The organism is Sphingobacterium siyangense, assembly GCF_007830445.1.
Classification (GTDB): Bacteria; Bacteroidota; Bacteroidia; order Sphingobacteriales; family Sphingobacteriaceae; genus Sphingobacterium; species Sphingobacterium siyangense.
This window is the reverse complement of sequence record NZ_VLKR01000004.1, coordinates 180,431-199,509: the sequence shown is the minus strand read 5'-3', so window position 1 is coordinate 199,509 and position 19,079 is coordinate 180,431. Positions and strand designations below refer to the sequence as shown.

The 19,079-nt window shown below is 40.5% G+C and carries 16 protein-coding genes; 5 read left to right on the top strand and 11 right to left on the bottom strand.

All coding sequences use genetic code 11. The annotated features are described in order from the left end of the window. Positions 1-4: 4 nt before the first annotated feature. Positions 5-1,804: a chloride channel protein gene (locus IQ31_RS06100; protein ID WP_075992018.1), complete on the top strand. Its 1,800-nt coding sequence runs from the start codon at positions 5-7 to the stop codon at positions 1,802-1,804. A gap of 91 nt (positions 1,805-1,895) precedes the next feature. On the opposite strand, the gene IQ31_RS06095 is transcribed toward IQ31_RS06100, so the two are convergent. From IQ31_RS06095 to IQ31_RS06065, 7 genes are all read right to left on the bottom strand, one after another. Further along, the gene (locus tag IQ31_RS06095) at positions 1,896-2,486 is read right to left on the bottom strand and encodes a riboflavin synthase (RefSeq protein WP_145327451.1); all 591 of its coding nucleotides are present in this window, start codon (positions 2,484-2,486) and stop codon (positions 1,896-1,898) included. 674 nt (positions 2,487-3,160) lie between these two features. Further along, positions 3,161-3,754, bottom strand: a complete 594-nt coding sequence (locus tag IQ31_RS06090; protein ID WP_145327450.1) for an RNA polymerase sigma factor — start codon at positions 3,752-3,754, stop codon at positions 3,161-3,163. Positions 3,755-3,953: 199 nt separating this feature from the next. Next, positions 3,954-5,444 carry an arylsulfatase gene (locus IQ31_RS06085; protein ID WP_088161079.1) on the bottom strand — a complete coding sequence of 497 codons (1,491 nt, stop codon included), beginning with the start codon at positions 5,442-5,444 and terminating at the stop codon, positions 3,954-3,956. Continuing rightward, the gene (locus IQ31_RS06080) at positions 5,441-6,964 is read right to left on the bottom strand and encodes a sulfatase family protein (protein ID WP_088161080.1); all 1,524 of its coding nucleotides are present in this window, start codon (positions 6,962-6,964) and stop codon (positions 5,441-5,443) included. Before IQ31_RS06080 ends, IQ31_RS06085 begins: the two co-directional genes overlap by 4 nt. Before the next feature lie 55 nt (positions 6,965-7,019). Beyond that, a complete protein-coding gene (locus IQ31_RS06075; RefSeq protein WP_088161081.1) occupies positions 7,020-8,675 on the bottom strand; it encodes a RagB/SusD family nutrient uptake outer membrane protein in 1,656 nt (551 codons plus the stop codon). A gap of 17 nt (positions 8,676-8,692) precedes the next feature. Then, positions 8,693-12,121 carry a SusC/RagA family TonB-linked outer membrane protein gene (locus IQ31_RS06070; protein ID WP_145327449.1) on the bottom strand — a complete coding sequence of 1,143 codons (3,429 nt, stop codon included), beginning with the start codon at positions 12,119-12,121 and terminating at the stop codon, positions 8,693-8,695. Positions 12,122-12,305: 184 nt separating this feature from the next. Beyond that, positions 12,306-13,481 carry a FecR family protein gene (locus tag IQ31_RS06065; RefSeq protein ID WP_145327448.1) on the bottom strand — a complete coding sequence of 392 codons (1,176 nt, stop codon included), beginning with the start codon at positions 13,479-13,481 and terminating at the stop codon, positions 12,306-12,308. Between the two features lie 370 nt (positions 13,482-13,851). Here IQ31_RS06065 and IQ31_RS06060 point away from each other — a divergent pair, with 370 nt between their 5' ends. After that, entirely contained in the window at positions 13,852-14,277 is a 426-nt protein-coding gene (locus tag IQ31_RS06060; RefSeq protein WP_088161084.1) for a hypothetical protein, read from the top strand. Here the strand turns inward: IQ31_RS06060 and IQ31_RS06055 are convergent. The 4 genes from IQ31_RS06055 to IQ31_RS06040 form a co-directional block, all read right to left on the bottom strand. Then, the gene (locus IQ31_RS06055; protein ID WP_145327447.1) at positions 14,258-15,130 is read right to left on the bottom strand and encodes an EamA family transporter; all 873 of its coding nucleotides are present in this window, start codon (positions 15,128-15,130) and stop codon (positions 14,258-14,260) included. The two genes, IQ31_RS06060 and IQ31_RS06055, sit on opposite strands and share 20 nt — an antisense overlap. After that, positions 15,117-15,935 carry an alpha/beta hydrolase gene (locus IQ31_RS06050; protein ID WP_088161086.1) on the bottom strand — a complete coding sequence of 273 codons (819 nt, stop codon included), beginning with the start codon at positions 15,933-15,935 and terminating at the stop codon, positions 15,117-15,119. Before IQ31_RS06050 ends, IQ31_RS06055 begins: the two co-directional genes overlap by 14 nt. Positions 15,936-16,009: 74 nt before the next feature. Beyond that, positions 16,010-16,585: a Crp/Fnr family transcriptional regulator gene (locus IQ31_RS06045; RefSeq protein WP_167512257.1), complete on the bottom strand. Its 576-nt coding sequence runs from the start codon at positions 16,583-16,585 to the stop codon at positions 16,010-16,012. Positions 16,586-16,697: 112 nt separating this feature from the next. Further along, positions 16,698-17,474: a hypothetical protein gene (locus IQ31_RS06040; RefSeq protein WP_145327446.1), complete on the bottom strand. Its 777-nt coding sequence runs from the start codon at positions 17,472-17,474 to the stop codon at positions 16,698-16,700. Between the two features lie 355 nt (positions 17,475-17,829). Here IQ31_RS06040 and IQ31_RS06035 point away from each other — a divergent pair, with 355 nt between their 5' ends. From IQ31_RS06035 to IQ31_RS28055, 3 genes are read left to right on the top strand one after another with little or no spacing between them, the layout of a single operon-like run. Beyond that, the gene (locus IQ31_RS06035; RefSeq protein ID WP_145327445.1) at positions 17,830-18,669 is read left to right on the top strand and encodes a class I SAM-dependent methyltransferase; all 840 of its coding nucleotides are present in this window, start codon (positions 17,830-17,832) and stop codon (positions 18,667-18,669) included. After that, positions 18,659-18,871 carry a hypothetical protein gene (locus IQ31_RS06030; RefSeq protein WP_145327444.1) on the top strand — a complete coding sequence of 71 codons (213 nt, stop codon included), beginning with the start codon at positions 18,659-18,661 and terminating at the stop codon, positions 18,869-18,871. Before IQ31_RS06035 ends, IQ31_RS06030 begins: the two co-directional genes overlap by 11 nt. Next, entirely contained in the window at positions 18,871-19,002 is a 132-nt protein-coding gene (locus tag IQ31_RS28055) for a hypothetical protein (protein ID WP_280176845.1), read from the top strand. Before IQ31_RS06030 ends, IQ31_RS28055 begins: the two co-directional genes overlap by 1 nt. Positions 19,003-19,079 lie beyond the last annotated feature (77 nt).

Below are 19,079 nucleotides of genomic sequence, written 5' to 3'. Positions count from 1 at the left end.
CGATATGAGAAACCTCAAAAGACGTTTTTTTAAAAAAATAGACCAGATCAATCAATGGCGGATGAAGAAAGTTTCTAACCGGAACTTTATCATTATACTCGCATTTTTGGTTGGAATTGTTGGTGGTATTATGGCATCTGTGCTAAAGAGATTAACCCATTTTATTGCAACGACTATACAGGATGATATCGATTGGAAAGTAAAATACTCGGTTTACTTGATTTTTCCATTGATAGGGATTTTGCTCAGCGTGTTTTTTGTTCGCAAATTTTTGAAAGGGAAGAAGATGGAGCACGGGATTACCCCGATTATTTATGCCATCAGTCGGAAAGGCAGCCGATTGGATCCCAGCAATATTTATTCTCAGGTGGTGACTTCGGCTATTACCGTTGGCTTTGGCGGGTCCTGTGGTTTGGAAGCTCCTGTTGCTTTGGGTGGTTCTTCTATCGGCTCTAATATCGCCCGTTTTTTTGGACTGCAGTATAAGGAAGTTACCATGTTATTGGCTTGTGGTGCAGCAGCAGGAATTTCAGGCGCCTTCAACAGTCCTTTGGCAGGAATGATTTTTGCTATCGAGATCTTGCTTCCCGAATTTTCCATTCCAGTGTTCATTCCTTTACTGATCTCATCGGCATTGGCTTCTGTTGTCTCTCGGGTGCTTTATAATGAACCCTTATTCAGTACATTCAATTCCGATTGGCAAGTTTCGGCATTGCTGTTTTATTTGCTATTAGCTGTGCTGATTGGGCTTTATACGATTTACTTTGCACGTGTTTCAAGGAGTGTGGGGAAATGGTTTTCTAAGATTAAAAATCCCTATAATAAAGTGTGGGTCAGTGGTATTGCCTTAGGTCTGATGATTTTTGTATTCCCAGCGCTGTATGGTGAGGGCTATATTACCATTCAGCAGATTCTCAATGGTCAGTTTAACTCGATTGTTAAGAACAGCTTGTTCTCAGACTACAAGGATATGGGATTAGTAGTCCTGGGCTATACGATATTGACCTTATTTGGAAAATCCCTTGCTGCGTTATTTACATTAAATGGCGGTGGAAATGGTGGGGTATTTGGACCAAGTTTAGTGATGGGAGGTCTGTTGGGCTTTGCATTTTCTTATGGTGTAAACTTGACGGGAATTGCCGAGCTAAATGTACCAAATTTTGTGGTAGCGGGGATGGCCGGTGCGTTGAGCGGCATTATGCATGCGCCGTTGACGGGCATATTTTTGATTGCAGAAGTGACCGGAGGTTATACTTTGATGGTTCCATTGATGCTGGTTTGTTCCATTTCCTATTTGATTAATCGGTCGGTTTTAAAGCATTCCATTTACACCAAGGTATTGGCGGAGTCTGGCGATCTGATTTCTTATGAAGACAAGGATCGATCCGTGTTAAGTATGATGCGGATAAAATATGTATTGGAAACTAATTTTGTGATCTTACGCCCTGACGAAACACCAAAAGGTCGACAAACCGACATCATCCATAGTAAACGCAATATCTTTCCGGTGGTGGATTACGAAGGCAAATTTATGGGGCTTCTTTATAGCGAGTTTCTATTCTCAGTATTATTGGGTGAAGTGGATGGGGGGGATACGACTTTCGAAAAGTTAGCTCAGAAGCCAAATGATACGGTAGGTATCAATGAAAACATGGAAATTGTGATGGCTAAAATGAATAAGGACGACACGTGGATACTTCCAGTTTTGGGGGATGAAAATAAGTATATGGGCTTTGTTTCCAAATCGAGTGTATTCAACAAATATCGCGCGTTATTGATACGTCAGGGGCATTATTTGGAATAAATCGAGTACACATTGTTAGAACCCGAAACGAAGTGTGTTCGGATATGCTCCCTTGGGTCGGCTTTAAACCCGAGGAAGCATGGCAAATTTTTTAAGCGCGTAAAGCCATTATCTTTGTGACATATTTTCCGATAATATCAAACTCCAAGTTGACTGTGCTACCCACCTCAACTTGTTGTAAGTTGGTATGCTCTAGTGTATACGGAATGATAGCAACTGAAAACTGATCGTCTTTAGAGTCTACTACGGTCAAGCTGATACCATTTACGGTAATGGATCCTTTTTCTACGGTGATATTTTGTTTGGAAACATCATATTGAAAGGTAAAAATAAAACTACCATTTTCATCTTTCTTTTGGATACAACGCGCAGTCTGATCCACATGTCCCTGGACGATATGTCCATCAAATCTTCCTCCTGCCAAAGTACAACGTTCCAGATTGATCAGGTCGCCCATCCTTAATTGAGCGAGATTTGTCTTCTGCAAGGTTTCATCAATTGCCGTCACTTTATGCTGATTATTGTTCAATCCCACAACGGTAAGGCAAACGCCATTATGACTTACACTCTGGTCTATTTTAAGTTCATTGGAAATATCAGAACTGACGTAAAAATGGATATTGCTTTTTTCCTGTTCGATATTTTCTATTTTTCCTAGGGTTTCTATGATTCCAGTAAACATGATATTTTTTTTGATTGATTCCAAAGTTACTAAATAATTAAATGAAATATCGATGTTTAGATCGCACAAATGTGGTAGATAAGAGCTCATGGTGATTACATCTGAAATCAGACTTCACCACCAAATTAAGTTAAATGGCAGACTTGAAAGTTAAGGGACAATCAACAATTGTGGTCTGTATTGACCTTTAGGCTATATTTACGGATGCAATTGAGTACGTAAAGATAAAAGTGACAGATAAAACGAAGGCAGGAGATGATCGGTTATTCTGTTGTAAAGATAAATAATGCAAGGGTTAAATACTGTGGTTGGGACTAGCTGAGCGAAGCAACCAAAAAAATAACCTGTTGAAAAATGCAAAAAGATTGTAGTGTACATTGTACACTTACTATTCCTTTTGTGATTGCTGTGCTAAAACAAATTTATGGGAGTTGAAAAAAAATATAACAAAATTTTTGTTTATATCATTTGAACCACTATCTTTGTCCTAGGTTTAGGTTGATTGCCTCTTACAAAGAGGTATTTATAAAAGCTTAGCAGGTCGCCCGACCGAATGCTAAGCTTTTTTTTGTGATCATTTTTTTTTGATTGTTATTTCCCTAAATGCTTAATAGCGAGTTGTTTAATTTCTTTTATAAATTTCTGGGAGGAGGATGCGGGCTGTGTGGTAGCAGTTAACTTTTGAAGGTATACCATGCTGTCAGCATTAGGATGGTGAGATATTCAAATTTTTTCGATTTGAAACGTTCTTTTAACGCATGCAATGCTTTGGATCTCGCATAATAGATGGTTGATGCGGTTGTGTTCAATGTTTCGCAAATTTCATCTGTATTCAAGCCTTCCAAAAAACTGAGCTTGCAGATCTGAGCTTGTTGTTTGGGAAGCAAATTGATTTCAGCAAGTAACAACTCGGTGAGTTCTGTTCGGAATATCTTCTTGAGTACATCTTCATCTGGAACCGACATATGCTGCAGAATATCGAGTTCCTCTTTCCGTATTTTGAATTGCGTAGTTCTTTGCATAGCGATACAGGCATTTTTAGTAGCGATAAAAAGAAAGGCTTTAAGGCTTTCATAATGCTCTACCTTTTGTCTATTATTCCAGAGTTTAACAAAAACATCGGAGACAATTTCCTCGGCATCGGTTTTGTTGCGGAGGTAAGAAAAGGCAAAATAGCGTAAGGAATGACCAAAATGATCCATAAAAAAGCATAAAGCCATTTCATCACCTTCTTTAAGTGTATTGATGTATGATTCTATTTGCCGCATACTTGGTTATTGATCGTTTTACGTTGGCCTTCGGAATATGTTATACACCTGTGTGGTCAATACGTCATTCAATAGGTAAATTCACATTCGAGCCCCGCTATGGATTGCTTGACTAAATTACATAAAAAACTTGGGTTGTCATGATTCAATCCGGACAACCCAAGTTTTTTAAGATTAAAAAATTAAGAAAGAAATCGATTTATTTTTTAATCATCTTATTCGCTACAATCTCCCATTCCTGTATATGAGCAGGCTGGTGTTCATTATGGATAATTTCATCGAAATGCAGCAGCATTTGTGGGTGCTGTACCGCGATATCTTTTTCTTCCCAAGGGTCTGTTGTTAAATCATATAATTGCCATTTTGATTTAGGGTTTTTCTTCAGATCGAGCTTGACTGCCTTCCAGCGTCCTTCGCGTATGGCGATCTGGCCGCCCTTTTCTGGATATTCGAAATAGAGATATTGATGTTTTTGTTGGTTCTTTTGACCCAGCCAGGTTGGAAGGAGGGAGAGCCCATTGCTGTGGCCGGGGCTTTGTTGAACCAGCTGAGCGAAGGTAGCCATGAGATCGTATTGGGCCGAAATCAAGTCTGTTTCGGAATTCGCTTTGATATGGTTGGGCCACCTGACAATTAACGGAACTTTGATACCGCCTTCAAAAACATCCATTTTCAATCCCCGAAGTGAATCGACACTGCGGAAAAAACGATAATCTATGCCCCCATTAAAGCCAGTTCCGTTGTCACTGGAGAATAGAATAATGGTATTGTCATCTATTCCCAATGCTTTGATATGCTTCATAATCGTGCCGACCTGGTCATCCAGATAGGTGATCATACCGGCATAGGTTGCTCTTGGATAGGGGGTAGCCGTATAGCCGTCCTGTCCGTAATAAGGTTTGTCATGGAAGAGGTCCTTATATTTATCTACATATTCCTGTGGAACTTGTAGTGATAAGTGCGGCAATGTATAAGGAAGGTATAAGAAAAAAGGTTTGCGTTGGTTTTTGTCGATAAAAGCCAGTGCTTTCTCAGTCATTAGTTCAGGTGCATATTCCTTACCGTCAAACTGTTTGAAGTCCTCCGCCGTGGCCTTACTGGAATCTAAAGGAGAATGGACAAATTTTTCCTTGTTTTGAAGGGGATATTTTGTTTCATTTTCCCAAAGATGTGTTGGGTAATAATTGTGTGCCTGTTTTTGGTCCAGGTAACCGAAGAAATAGTCAAATCCCTGTTTATTGGGGCTTCCGGTGGAATTATTCATTCCAAGTCCCCACTTTCCAATGGCAGCGGTCTGATAACCGGCTTTTTTAAATAGGTGAGCCATGGTATACGTTCCTTCAGGTAGTGGCATCTGGCCACCCTCGAGACTATCTGCGAAACCGCCCAATTCATAATTTCCGCGAATATAAGATTGGCCACCATGCTTGCCCGTTAATAACATGCAACGGGCTGGGGCGCATACTGGAGTACTTGTATAGTGGTTTATAAAGCGTAAACCTTCATGTGCCAGTTGCTGGATATTTGGTGTTTTGATCAATCGTTGTCCATAGGGCTCAGTTTCGGCATAACCTAAATCGTCTGCATAAAAAAATATAATATTGGGCAATTTATGCTGCTTTTTCTTTTGTTGTGCAAAAAGAGTCCCCCATCCGAGGAGGATGAGGGAAAGTCCAACTTTTAGTTTCATTTTTTACGTTCTCCTTCCAATAATTGCTTGAGTTCAGCGACCTTTTCTGGATATTTTGAAGCCACATTATTCTTTTCGCCGATATCATTTTTAAGATCGTATAACTGATCTTCCGGAAGACTTCCTGTTTCTGTATCGGTTAATTTCATGTAGGGGGAACCTTTGCTTGGCGCAATATATTTCCATTCGTCCTTTACGATGGCAAGTGTCTGTGCATGCTGAACCATACTGCTACGTCCCTTATTATCTTGACCGGTTAAGGTTTTCAAGAGCGGCGCGCTGTCTTTTGCTTCATCTGCTTTTAGTGGAACATCCAATAATTGGGCACTTGTTGCCAAGAGGTCTATTTGGCTGATCAATGCATTGGAAACTTTTCCCTGTGCAACGCCCTTGCCGCTTACGATAAAGGGCACGCGAGTTCCGCCTTCGAAGATGCTATATTTGCCACCGCGTAGTGGACCTGCGGGTAAATGGCCATTTTGCTGGGCCACAGCGCCATCCATATACCCGTCGTCGAGAACGGGGCCGTTGTCGCTGCTGAAAATTATAATCGTGTTTTTGTCAAGTCCCAAAAGTTGCAATTGCTGTTGAATTTGTCCGACGGTCCAATCCAATTGAAGGATTGCATCGCCGCGGTAGCCGAGTTTGCTTTTACCTTTAAATTGTGTTGCTGGCATGCGAGGGACGTGTGGTTCTGTCAAGCAGAAGTAGAGAAAGAAGGGTTTGTTTTGATGTTGCGAAATAAAGTCCTGGGCCTTGTGAAGAAATGTTGTAGAAACTTCTTCGTCTACCCATCTTGCACGTGTTCCACCGCTCATGTAACCGATTCTTCCGATACCGTTGACAATAGTTTGATTATGTCCCTGGCCAGGTGAAGAATGCATTTTGAGCAGTTCGGGATGCTCTTTTCCTGTGGGGTCGTTACCTATTTTCTTTTCATAGTCGACCAGGATTGGATCATTGGCCTCTGCAGCGACGACCTGATCATTTTCAAGGAACACCGTTGGGACGCGATCTGCTGTTGCAGGAAAAATGAATGAATAGTCAAAACCTACATCATTAGGCCCGGGTTTGATGGGTGCGTTCCAGTCTTTTTGGACCTGATTTCCGAGTCCCATATGCCATTTGCCAACAATGGCGGTAGCGTAGCCCGCATGTTTAAATACTTTGGGTAAGGTGATTTTATCTGTTGGAACGATTAGTTTGGCATCTCCGGGCAGAATGCCTGTACCTTCCTGACGCCAGGGATACGTTCCGGTCATCAATGCAAAACGGGAAGGGGTACAAGTTGCCGAAGTACTATGAGCATTGGTAAATCGTACGCCGCTTTGGGCGAGCTTATCCAGGTTGGGGGTTTCGATTTGTTTGGCACCATAGCTGCTTAAATCACCAAAACCAAGGTCGTCTGCATAAATATAGATCACATTTGGTTTACTAGCCTTTTGGGCAAAACTAACTGTGGGGAGCGCTGCGAAAAGGCTCGAGGAGAGTAATAACGTTAGGGATAGTGGCTTCTTCATATACGTTAAGTTTTGTTTAAAGGGTATCGTTTGACAATTGACGATACCCAAGATACTATTTTAAATTTGGATTGATATTAACTTCATTTTGCGGAATCGGCCAATGTTCATCTTGGCCAACCCGGAAGGATTTGCTGGTCACATACCATCGGCTATAAGGGTCTTTACTTCCACCGGATTTTATTCGAAGATTTTTCGCATTTGGAAATGGGGCGCCATAAAAGTCACCTTTCAGTACATCCTTTGCGATACCCCAACGTAGTAAATCCCAATAACGAAGTCCTTCCAATGCGAGTTCCACACGTCTTTCGTTGCGTAACGTCGTGCGCAAGGAGGTACTACTTTGGACGTTAATGGCTGGCATATTAACGCTGCTTCTTTTTCTGACAGCGTTGATGGTTTTGTCGAGTAAGTCGCTGGTAATAGGATCTCCATTTTCGAGTTTGGCTTCAAGGTAACTCAGGAGAACTTCGGCGTAGCGTACAATAGGAACGTCGGCTCCAGAGTTTTGTAAGTTTCCACTAAACCCTTCGTCGTTGAACTTGCGTAATCCGTAGCCCGTACGAGTGGCCTGTTTTGTTGTTGTCAATTGGTCGATAGATAGGGTGGAATCGGGGTGAGAAGTATATTTAAGGTTTTTGAAACGATCACCATTCGTTATCACGGTGAAGGCTAAACGCGGATCCCGGTTTTTGCTGATGTCTTGCGCATTATAGCGCGCATCATCGTACGAAAATGCCGTTCCATCGGTGAAACCATAGCTTTCTACAAGACTACCGAGCGGACAGTGAAGATGCCAGCCGCCTGCGATTGCCGGAAAATTGTGCTGAAACATACCGTTTCCGGCAAGATCAACCAAGTACTGCGTGGCAAAAATAATCTCTTTGCTCGTTTCGTTGGTTCCATTAAATAATCCTGAATAGTTAGGATCTATGTTATTTTCATTGGCATTGATGATCTGCTCATAGCTTTTGATAGCGTCGGCGTAAGATTTTTCTGCCAGTTGGATGCGTCCAAGGAAAGCGAGGGCTGCCTGTTTGCTTGCGCGGCCCCTTTCTGCGGTAGTCAATTTGCCATAACTAGGTAAGTCGTTTGCCGCTTCCTGCAATTCACGCGCGACAAATGTAACCAATTCCTGTTTTTTCGCTTTGGAAACCTGATTCGCTTCACTGGGCGTTAAAGTTTTGGTAACTAAAGGGGCATCACCCCAGTATTGGGACAGGTAGAAATATTGGCAAGCACGAATAAACCGGGCTTCTGCTTTAAATCGTGCGAGTAGATCTGCTGAAATAGGAGTTTTATCTATATTTTCAAGAAAATAATTTACACGGGCGATTTTCTTGTAGGTATACATCCAATAATTGTCTAAGTTGCTATTATTGCTCGTTAATGTACCATCGGATAGTTTGTTGAAAACCGAATTATCACCACGTCTATCGTAGGCGTTGTCCGAAGCAAACTCCAGGTAAAGCAGACCGTTATAGGACCACCAATCTGTAGGGCTGAATTCGGCGAGGGAGTTCATTTGTATTTCTGCTTTGTATAATCCTGTCAGCGCTGCTCGAGCATTCGTTTCGTTTGTCCAAAAGGTTTCGTTGGCAAATTTATCCAGTGGATTGGTTTCCAGTTGCTTTTTACAACTGGTACTCAGGCTTGATGCAAAAAGAATGCATAAGGCCAATTTTATAGGTTTATATGAGATGTGTATCATGGTTTTTTATCGATTGGTTAAAAACTAAGGTTAACCCCAAATGTAAAATTGCGCATAATAGGGTAGTAGGCTCCGCTTGAATTGATTTCGGGATCCCATCCTTTTCTATAGTTGCTTTTCGTGAATAGGTTTTCGGCATTTGCGTAAACCCTTAGACCCGACAATTTCCATTTGTTAAGGATGTGCTTAGGAATGGTATAACCCAATTGGATGTTCTTGAGCCGCAGATAGCTTGCGTCCAGTAACCAGTAGTCCGATAGCAGGGTATTTGGTGTGCCAGTATTCGGCAATTGTTCAATTCTTGGGTATATGGCATTTCGATCGGGATTGGCTGCAGTCCATCTGCCATCAGCTTGCCAGCGTTGGATATTGCCGTTTTGTGTCAACGCAAATCCAGCATAATTGTCCAATAAGCCTTTGACACCGCTTACACCTTGAAGAAGTATTCCTAAGTCAAACCCTTTGTAGTTCATTCCGATATTCATCCCGTAGGTGTATTTGGGGATGCGTGATCCAATTACAGTTCGGTCGTACGTAGCGTCTACTTTTCCATCAGGTACACCGTCGGGGCCACTGATGTCCTTGTAGCGGATATCGCCTGGTTGCGGTTTGGGGTTGATGCTGGTTTGATTGGTATAGCTTGCAATATCGGCTGCATCAATAAACAAGCCATCGGCCTGGTAGCCGTAGTAGGCTTGAATCGGGTAACCGATAAATAGGGTTGAACCATTTCCCACTAAGCCATTCGGTTGATTGATATTGCCGACACCCAAATCGACGACCCTATTTTTGACCGTAGAGAAGTTCAGATTTACGTTGTAAGAAAAATCATTTAATTTTTTTTGATGCCCTAGTGTAAATTCCCATCCTGTATTTCGAAGTTTTCCAGAATTTTGTACACCTACTTCAAAACCCAAAATTTTGGAAACACTAGAACCTGGGCTCACCAAAATATCGTAAGTATATCGGTTATAATAGGTACTGCTGAAGGTCAGTAAATTTTTAAATAAAGCCACTTCTACGCCCGCATCTGCCGTTCGGGTCGATTCCCAGCGTAGCATAGGGTCAACAATTGTTGTTCGGGCGACCCCTGGAGAAATAGTGTTTCCAAAGGGGTAATTGTAACCAGGATTTAAAACATCCTGGTATGGGTAGTTAGAGACAACGCGCTGTTGGACATTATTGACAATATTTTGGTTACCGAGAACTCCATAAGATCCTTTGATTTTCAATTCGTCTATCCAGCTATAGTGGTCCTTTATAAACGATTCTTCACTCAGTAGCCAACCTACTGCAATTGAAGGAAAAGTGGCATACTTTTTATCGGTTGGAAAACGGGAAGATCCATCGTATCGAACAACACCTTCGACCAGGTATTTCTTGGCATAGTTATATTGTATGCGTGCAAATAACGATTCCAATGCCCACTCAGTAGCTGTACCAGTATTTTGTTGTCCATCTGGTGAACCTACATTTAACTCGGTAAGATCATTGCTGGGAAAATTCTGGCGGTAAGCGCTTAAACCTTCGCTGTAGCCTTTCTCGAAAGAATAACCGCCCAATATTTTCAGGGAATGTTCCCCGATCGTTTTATTATAGTCTGCTAAGGCCTGAAACGTTTTATACGTTTCATAAGGAGCAGTTTGATTGAGGCTAGAAGGTCCGAGCGTAATGGAATTGTTGATCCGTTGTGATGCTCTAAAAAGTTTTGTGCGGCCATTCGTCTGCGTATAGCCCCCAATAGCGGACAAGGTCAGATCTGAAATCGGTTTCCAGTCGAGTCTTGCGTTTCCGGAGATATTGGATACTTTTTCTTTGTAGAAAGATTCGCTCTCCAGGAAAGATACAGGTGTCCCCTTCAGGTTATTCCCTGCGCCCCAGTCGCCGTTGCTCAGGCGGATCGGGTATATGGCGGGATAGCGAATCACCTGAGAAATGATATCCGTCATGCTGGAGAAGTCAAGCGTTGCCGGTGCTGCGGGTTCGTCTGTTTCGGTCTGAATTGCTGCTACCCGCGTCGTTAATTTGAGCTTGTCATTGAGGTTTGATATGAGATTGAGGCGGACATTGTATTTGTCAAAATTGTTTTTGATGACAATACCTTTTTGATTGAGAAAGCCCGCAGATAAGGTGTATTGTATTTTATCTGTGGTATTGGATATATTTAAGTTGTGGCCTGTTTGCGCCGCTTGGGACTTGAATGAACTGGTCAAGTAATTCCTATTTGGGTAGTTATCGGGATCCGAGCCATCTTTAAATTTTTGGATCTCCTCTGCGGTGTAGCCTCCGCCGCCACTTGTGGTTTCATTGAGCAAGGAAGCGTACTCCCAAGAGTTGACAAATTCGGGGAACGCTGTTGGTTTCTGGATACCGTAATAGCCATTGTAATTGACCGTTAATTTTCCACCTGTTGCCCCGGTTTTTGTTGTAACCAGAATAACACCGTTGGCGGCTCTAGCTCCATATATCGCAGCGGAGGAAGCGTCTTTCAGTACCGAGATAGATGCAACATCATTTGGATCGATATCATTGAAGGAATTGGTGGGTATACCGTCGACTAAAATAAGCGCGTCGGTACTTGCACCGAACGAACCCACACCACGGATCTGTATGGTATTGTTTGCTGCACCAGGCTGACCAGATCGCTGTATGACGGTCACACCGGGCATTTGACCTGTGAGGGCTTGCGCAAGCTGGGGAACGGAGCGTTTGGCTAGTTGTTTCCCATCAACTTGGGAAACCGAACCGATTAATTCTTTCTTTTTTGTCGTACCGTAGCCTACGACGACGACTTCTTCCAAAGCATCGACCTGTTGGCTAAGTTCAATATTCAGGTAAAGCTGGTTGGATAATGGGATTTCTTTGGTTTGGTAGCCGATCATTTTAATCACGAGTACGGCATTATTATTTGCTTCGATCTGAAAGTTACCACTTTCATCTGTCGTGGTTGCCCTTGTCGAACCTTTTATTATAATCGTCGCGCCCTGAAGCATTGTTCCTTTGCTATCGTGAACATTTCCTTTGAATGTGCGGGTTTGTTGTACTAACGTGTAGTTATTTGGAAGCTCATAAGTCGGATAATTTGTTTTTAACTTCGTTACGACAAGCATATTGTCCTGAAAACTCCAATCGACAGGTTGGTCTTTTAAGAGAAGCTGTATGGCTTTTTCTAAAGGCATATTACGAACCTGCGCCTCAATTTTAATGTCGGCAAGTTCTTTACCATTCAACAGAAAGGGGACGCCACTCTGTTTTTGGATGGTACGTAATACCTGCACCAAAGACATTTTTTTGGCGTTAATAGTAATTGATTGTGCGTAGCTAGCTGCAGACAGCTTAACAACACATGCAAGGGTAAAAAAGGCACTAAGCTTCATTTTGGTCTTCCATTGCTTGGGTATGTTCACAGCAATTCGATTTCTATGAACAAGAAAATTAAAATTCATAAATTTGTTGAATTAGGGATATAATCTATTATTAAACTGATTGGGTAAATCGGTCAAAAATGGAGATCGCTATTATGGCCGATTAATGTTCGTAGCATTGGTCGGCTTTTTTAGTATCTCGTTTGGTCTCGTTAGGTTGGTTTTCTCATAATTGTTGTTTTTGGGTTATTTCATGGATAATTGGTTAGTTTGAAACAAAGAGTTTACGAACTCCATTTTCTTGGATCAAGTCAAATTTAATATGGCTACGCTCCAGGATCTTTAGGACTGCCGCGAGACTTTTCGTGCGTTTAATTTCGCCATATAAAAGTGTTTCTTTTATCGGTTGCGTGTAGATGATTTGCAGGTCATACCATTGGCCGATCAGTTGTAGAGCAGTATGGAGGTCCGTTTCATTAAAATAGAATTTATTGTCGAGCCATGCGATGTAATTAGCGGGATCGACCACTTTTTTAGATAGTTGACCCGAAGCTAAGAGCGCTTGCTGATTGGGCTTGAGCTGTAACGTTTGCCCTTGCGCCGATAGATTGATACTCCCCTCTATAAGCGTTGTACTACTTTGGGATTTTGAATAGGTATTTACGTTGAATTCAGTGCCCGTGACTTCAATTTGTTGCCCGTTGGAAAGAACATGGAAGGGTACCTTTTTATTTTTTGCAATTTTAAAATAGGCTTCACCGTCCACTTCAACAACACGTTTGTTGTTTGCAAAACGAAGCGGGTATTTAAGTGTTGTTTTTGCATTGAGCGTAATCTCCGATCCATCTTCCAGTTGGAGTTGCAGCATCGTGCCAGCAGGGGTGTTGACCGTGGCCATCAGATCTCCTTTTAAAGAGGCGTTTTGAAGGATAGTACCGTCTTCGTAGGTTAAATTTTCTCCTGAAACCAAGGCTCCTTTCTGACTCGATACCTGGAGCACTTTGCCGTTCGAAAGCCGTATTTCTGCCTGGTTGCTCTGTGCTTCTACGTCATTTAAGACGATTCGATTACTGACCGGTGCAACTTGTTTTCTAACCATGAAATACATCAAACCTCCTAAGATTATGCTTATTAAAGCTGCTGCGTAGGGAAGCAGGTGTTTTATATTTCTGATAGGAGATGGTTTAACGGCAGAGGTCCGAATAGTTTCTAGGGTCTTTGCTTTTAACCTTTCGTTCCAATCCATTGTATCTGAAGCCTGAAGCTCGCTCCATTGATTCAAGTCGTTTATCAAATCATGGTTATCCAGGAGGTCTTCAAAAAAAACACGATGTTCTGCTGATTCATCCAACCATAACTTTAAATCGGTCTTTTCATCGGACGTTAAGTTGTCGCCGATATACTTTATGATTAGTTGTTTGATATCATCAGTCAATCTCATGGTATATAATTTTAGATAGATACGTAACAGGGAGGATAAACCTTAGTAAAAAAAGTAAAAAAATAATTAGGTGCAGCACGTCGACAAATATTAAGCTCCAACCGACCAATATCGTCAATACCACGTCCAATATTGCTTTGGCATTTATCTTAACGGATTAATTCGCATCTTTAAAGAAGATTATTGTTTTTACTTAAAGCTTGATGGTTAAAGGGATTTATCAGCTGTAACTTGTAAAAGGTCGGCGTTGAAATCAGTTTTGGGATTGCTGCTCTCCGCAGGAACTGGTCGAAATGTATTAAAGGAAAATAGGAGGGAGCGAGAAGTTCAGGCCTATTCGCGGTTTTATTTATTTTAAAATAGTGTGCTGATGAAAAGGAAGCTAAGTTTTATTTTCCTGCGAATTATAGGGTTTAGTGTATTGACGACCTTTGTCCTTACAGCCATACTTCAGGCAAATAATGAGGCTGCAAAAAGAGCACGTTGCTACATGCCCTTTTTTACAGAATTGTTGCTTTCATTCGTGGCACTCTGTATTGCGATTGGTACGATATCTATTTTTCTAAATCTAAATAAGCAATTCAGAACCAGTAGGCTTGCACGGGCACTATCCTTTGTTTTATTGCCCGCCGCTATTAGCCTATTGTTTTCGTTCTTTCTGATCCAAGCAGGCGGAGCATCCAATATATTTGAAATGCTCCACATGGCTGCAACTATAGTTCCAGTATGGGGACTGATCTTATGGCAATATAATAGATTTAATCATTGGTTGACTACTACGGCTTACCAACATTAATTATAATGACAGCCATTAAAATCAGGAGTATGCCAAACCATTGGAACCCTGAAACAACTTCCTGTAGAACCAACATGGCAGATAAGGTTGAAACAGGGATCTCCAGACTTGAAATAATATTTCCCATCGCTATTCCGGTTTTTGGGATTCCTTTTGTAAATAGTAAGGGGGGAAGAATAGTTCCAAAAATGGCAATCAATAATCCCCAGGGCAATGCATTAGGTTGCATATACCGAATAATATCAATGTTCCAAAATGCTACGATGAGCAGCAGTCCGCCTAAGACCAAGAATTGGCTACGTACTGGACTCGGTAAGTCTTTTTCCACTGTGCTTGAAGCATAAATTGCCAACGCATAACTTATTCCCGCTCCGAAACCCAGTATTATTCCTTTGTAATCAAGATTATTATTGTTTTGGAAGAGATTGGTTGCTAAGGTCGTTCCGAGCAAAACAATAGTAACTCCTGTTATCTTGCCTTTTGACGGAAACTTTTTCAACAGGACTGCTTCTGCAACCAAACTTACCCAAATGGATTGCATCAGTAAAATAATTCCAGCGGATACGGGGATATATTGGATGGAAAGATAGTAAAGTGTTGTTGTTAGACCAAGGGAAATGCCCCAGACCATCAGTTTAATTTTTGATGAAAATTTGATGGTGTTATGTTCGTCTGCATTACGCTTTGACAACAGATTAAAGGACAACAAAAAGAGAAAACCAAACATAAACTGCAGAAAGGTCAACAAACTTGTGTGTATCCCTAAATGGTTTGCATATTTCACAATTGTTGCGAGCAGTCCATAACTACATGCGCCTGCAGCAACATAGAGTGTCGATTTATAGTCCTTCATGTTGAAAGTAGTTTTGAAATAAAGCCAACTGTTGTGATAGTGATTTGCTCCAATAAGCAGTATCGTGTCCTCCTTTTGATTCGATGTAAAGATGCTCGATATTTTTGTCGGTCAGATGCTTGTGGAATGTACGGTTCATTTCCAGCATTTGCAGGTCTTCAGTTCCACAATCGAGGATATAGCGTTGTTTATTGTGCTTCATTTTATCTTCGTTGCTGTAGATGCGGTCTACATCGTTCAGATTTTTATAGTCGCCCAATACCTTGTCTACCTGATATTGCAGGTAAGCTTGTCCGAAGCGGTCGAAATCAAGAGCACCGCATGAACTTCCGACGATCGAAAATGTTTGTGGATAGGCTATGCCGATGTGCAATGCTCCGTAGCCACCCATGCTCCAGCCCAGTATTCCGCGCGCATTTCGGTTTTGTTGCGTCGGGTAGTGATGATCGATGTAACTTACTAGTTCATTTCCTATAAAAGTGGTGTATTGTGCATGTGGATCGATAGGACTATCTACGTACCAAGAATTGAAATTTCCATCTGGTAGTACATAGATCGTCTGAAATGTTTTTGCTTTTTGGATTAAGTCCGGAATGTCTTCTTGTACGGTACGGGTGGGGGTGCCGCTATAACCATGGAGAATATAAACTGTTTTATAATTGATCCCGTCTTGCATGTCGGGCGTAATTATAATGGTTTCAATGTTTTTGTCCATTTTGGCACTATGGATTTTTGTCTTAACGACTTTTTGTGCAGCCAGTGGTAGGCTAAGGGCAGAAAATAGGAGTGTGCATACTGTTTTCATAGCTTAAAATTTTGTCTCTATAAGGCAAAATTCAACAGTATAATCTTTAAAAACGTATACACATGTTGATGGAATTATTCTTTTAATTCCTTACGGATGCGACTTAATTGCGTGGGAGTTACACCAAGATAGGAGGCGATATGACGCTGCTTGAGGCGTTTGAAAAGCACCTGATTCTTATGAAGTTCAAGATAACGTTCCTTTGCAGATTCCCACTTGAGCTCGATTTCAAGTGGTTCTTTTTTGACCACCCAATTCTTTTCCAGGTAGGCTATCTGAAAGAGCGCCAAATCATGCTTTGTGCGGACAAGCTCACGGAAAGCCTTGGCTGAATATTGAATTAACTCCACATCTTCGAGCGCAATGATGTTGAAGGTGCTCGGTGTTTCTTCAATGATGGCGGCGGTGGAAGCACAAAAGCTATTTTCTTCAAAAAACATTTTGTAGATAATATTGCCATCAGCGTTTGATTTATAATAACCTAATAATCCTTTGCATATAAAATAATAGTACTTAGCATATTCTCCAGCACGTAGAATATGTTCATTTTTTTTGAACTGCTTCACCTGAAAGATAGTTTTCAAAATTTCTGTCGTAGCTGGGCTAAGCGCAGCATAAGTATTCATTTCGAAGAGGAGTTTTTCTATCATCAATAGGTAACTGTTTTGTAAATGACCGATCTATCTATTTAACAAAGTTAGTGAAATGATCGCTTCAATTGTACTTTACCAGATTGTAACTTGGAAACTAAAGATTTTTACACTAGTCTTTGATGGAGTACTCGGTTCCATTCAGACCGACATATATTTCCTTGTCGAGGTCACCGCGATAGCCAATAAACAGCGGATACTGCTGTTCACGTAATGGATTATTATAAAGCTCCTCAATATTTGCATACTTTGCTTTTACAATGATTTGATTGGTCTCACTATTTTTTATTCCCTTCAACAAAGTGTGCTCACTGGTAAAATCTACGTAAGGTATTTCTTTTCTTTTGGGGCGGAAAATCAATTTAACTCCTTCCTCAATCAACGCCTTATTTTTTATGCGAAATTCCTGAATGGATTGCTCTTCCGGAAATATTTGTTTTCCGCTCTGGTTGTCTTTGATATGTTGAAAGAGTGTGTTTTGATCTATGCTGTCGCTATAATAAACAGTTGAATTTTTGTACAGATAAATTGTTGTTTCACCTGTTTTAAAATCGGCGGCATTGTATTTATATACTCGTGTTCCCTTTTTATCGATACGGTAGCGTTCGCCATTGAATAGTACCCAAGCATAGTCTTCTGTTCCATATTTAATGATCTCGGGATTATTTACATGGAAAAGTTGGAAATTGTAATCAGCTTCGAATAGTTCTGCTTTTTCAAAAAGTGCCTTTATTTTAACGTTTAGTGATTTGTCACAGTAGCCAAATAAGCTGTTCTGCATGAGTGTCGGAATTAAATCAGGATACACCAAATCCGTTAAAGCTAATTTATCTTGGGCATGAGTAGGTATACTTAAGAAGGTTAAAAGTAGTAAAACAAAATTTTTCATCCGTTGTGCTATTTAATGTGCATAACAAAACTATCAAATTAGATCTGTTAAAAAATCAATGAAAATAGTGATTTTTAATCGGGGAATATTAGTGTCAATTCAACGTTAAAAATTAATCCAAATTTTCTATCTTTGTGGTCTGTTATACTATATCTAACATATTATCTGGTCTTACTCGAAAGACAACTCTAAAACAGAGTGATTAATGCATTGAAATTTTTTGGTTTTTAATGCACAGATAATCCTATCGACTTATTTCTTAATCTTAAACAAAACAAACGATTATCAAATCGGTTGCATTATCACTTTTGCGGTGTATTCAACATTTCAAAATGTGGTGAAACGATGACTAAAAATGAATAGTAAACAGTTAATAAGTAGAGATATCGAGCTATTTTACAATAGAGCATCCGAAGAAACTCGACTTGACAAAGGAATGGGCGTATTTGAATTTGAAAGAATTAAATCACTCGTAGAAAAATATATACCAACTTCATCTTCAAAAATAATAGACATTGGTGGTGGTACGGGAAAGTATTCGGAATGGCTTGCTAAAAAAGGACATCAAGTTCATTTAGTAGAGCCAGTTGCAAAACATATACAAATAGCCCAAAACAGAGCGAATAGATTAAAGAACAGTTTTTCTGTACATTTAGGAGAAGCTCGAAAATTGGAATTTCCAGATAATTATGCAGACCTAATAATACTGCACGGCCCTCTTTATCATCTTCAAAAAAAGGAGGATAGAGATTTAGCCATTTGCGAAGCTAAACGTATTTTAAAGAGTGATGGGATTATTTTGGGTTTTGCCATCAATTATACGGCATCAACGCTGGTTGGTCTTTTAAACGGCTTAATTCACAAAAAGCCATTTTTTGACATGTGCAAAGAAGAATTAATAAGGGGGATGCACAATCCGCCCGATGATTTCCCTTGGCTTTTAGCAGAAGCATTTTATCATAAGCCACAACAGCTAAAAGATGAATTTATAAATCAAGGCTTAATCTATCTAAATACTTATGCGGTTGAGGGTATGGCATGGTTGGATAAAAAATACTTTGCCAATATGCTGAATAACAAAAAACGAAGAACATTAATGGAACTTATGCAAGTTACTGAAAATGACAGCTATCTTTTACCCTTTAGTCCACACATGATGATAGCTGTGCAAAAAAAATATAGTTATGGAAAATAAAGAAAAATATTACAGAGCATTAATAGAAAATGACGGTCAACTTAATGAAATTGACCTCGGGGAAAAAATAGGACTTAATGAAGATGAAACAAACGAAATAATTGTACAGCTTCTAGCTGAACATAAAATTGAATATGCAGAAAATAGAGCGTGTAATTACAGTCTAATGAAAGGGGTAAGAAAGAAAAATAACAGCAGGTAATGATAGCTAAATTTTACAACGAAACATTGTCTAAACTGGAAACGGCAATCAATGAATTGGAAATTGAAACTGATTGTTCCGTACAACGGATGGAGGCTGTTATACACTTTATCCTTGAAACACAGCCCTGAGCCTCCATTGGATCGAACCCGGCCGACCCTTCTTTCGAATCCTAATAGTCTTAAAACAAGAAAAGCTAATCTTTCGA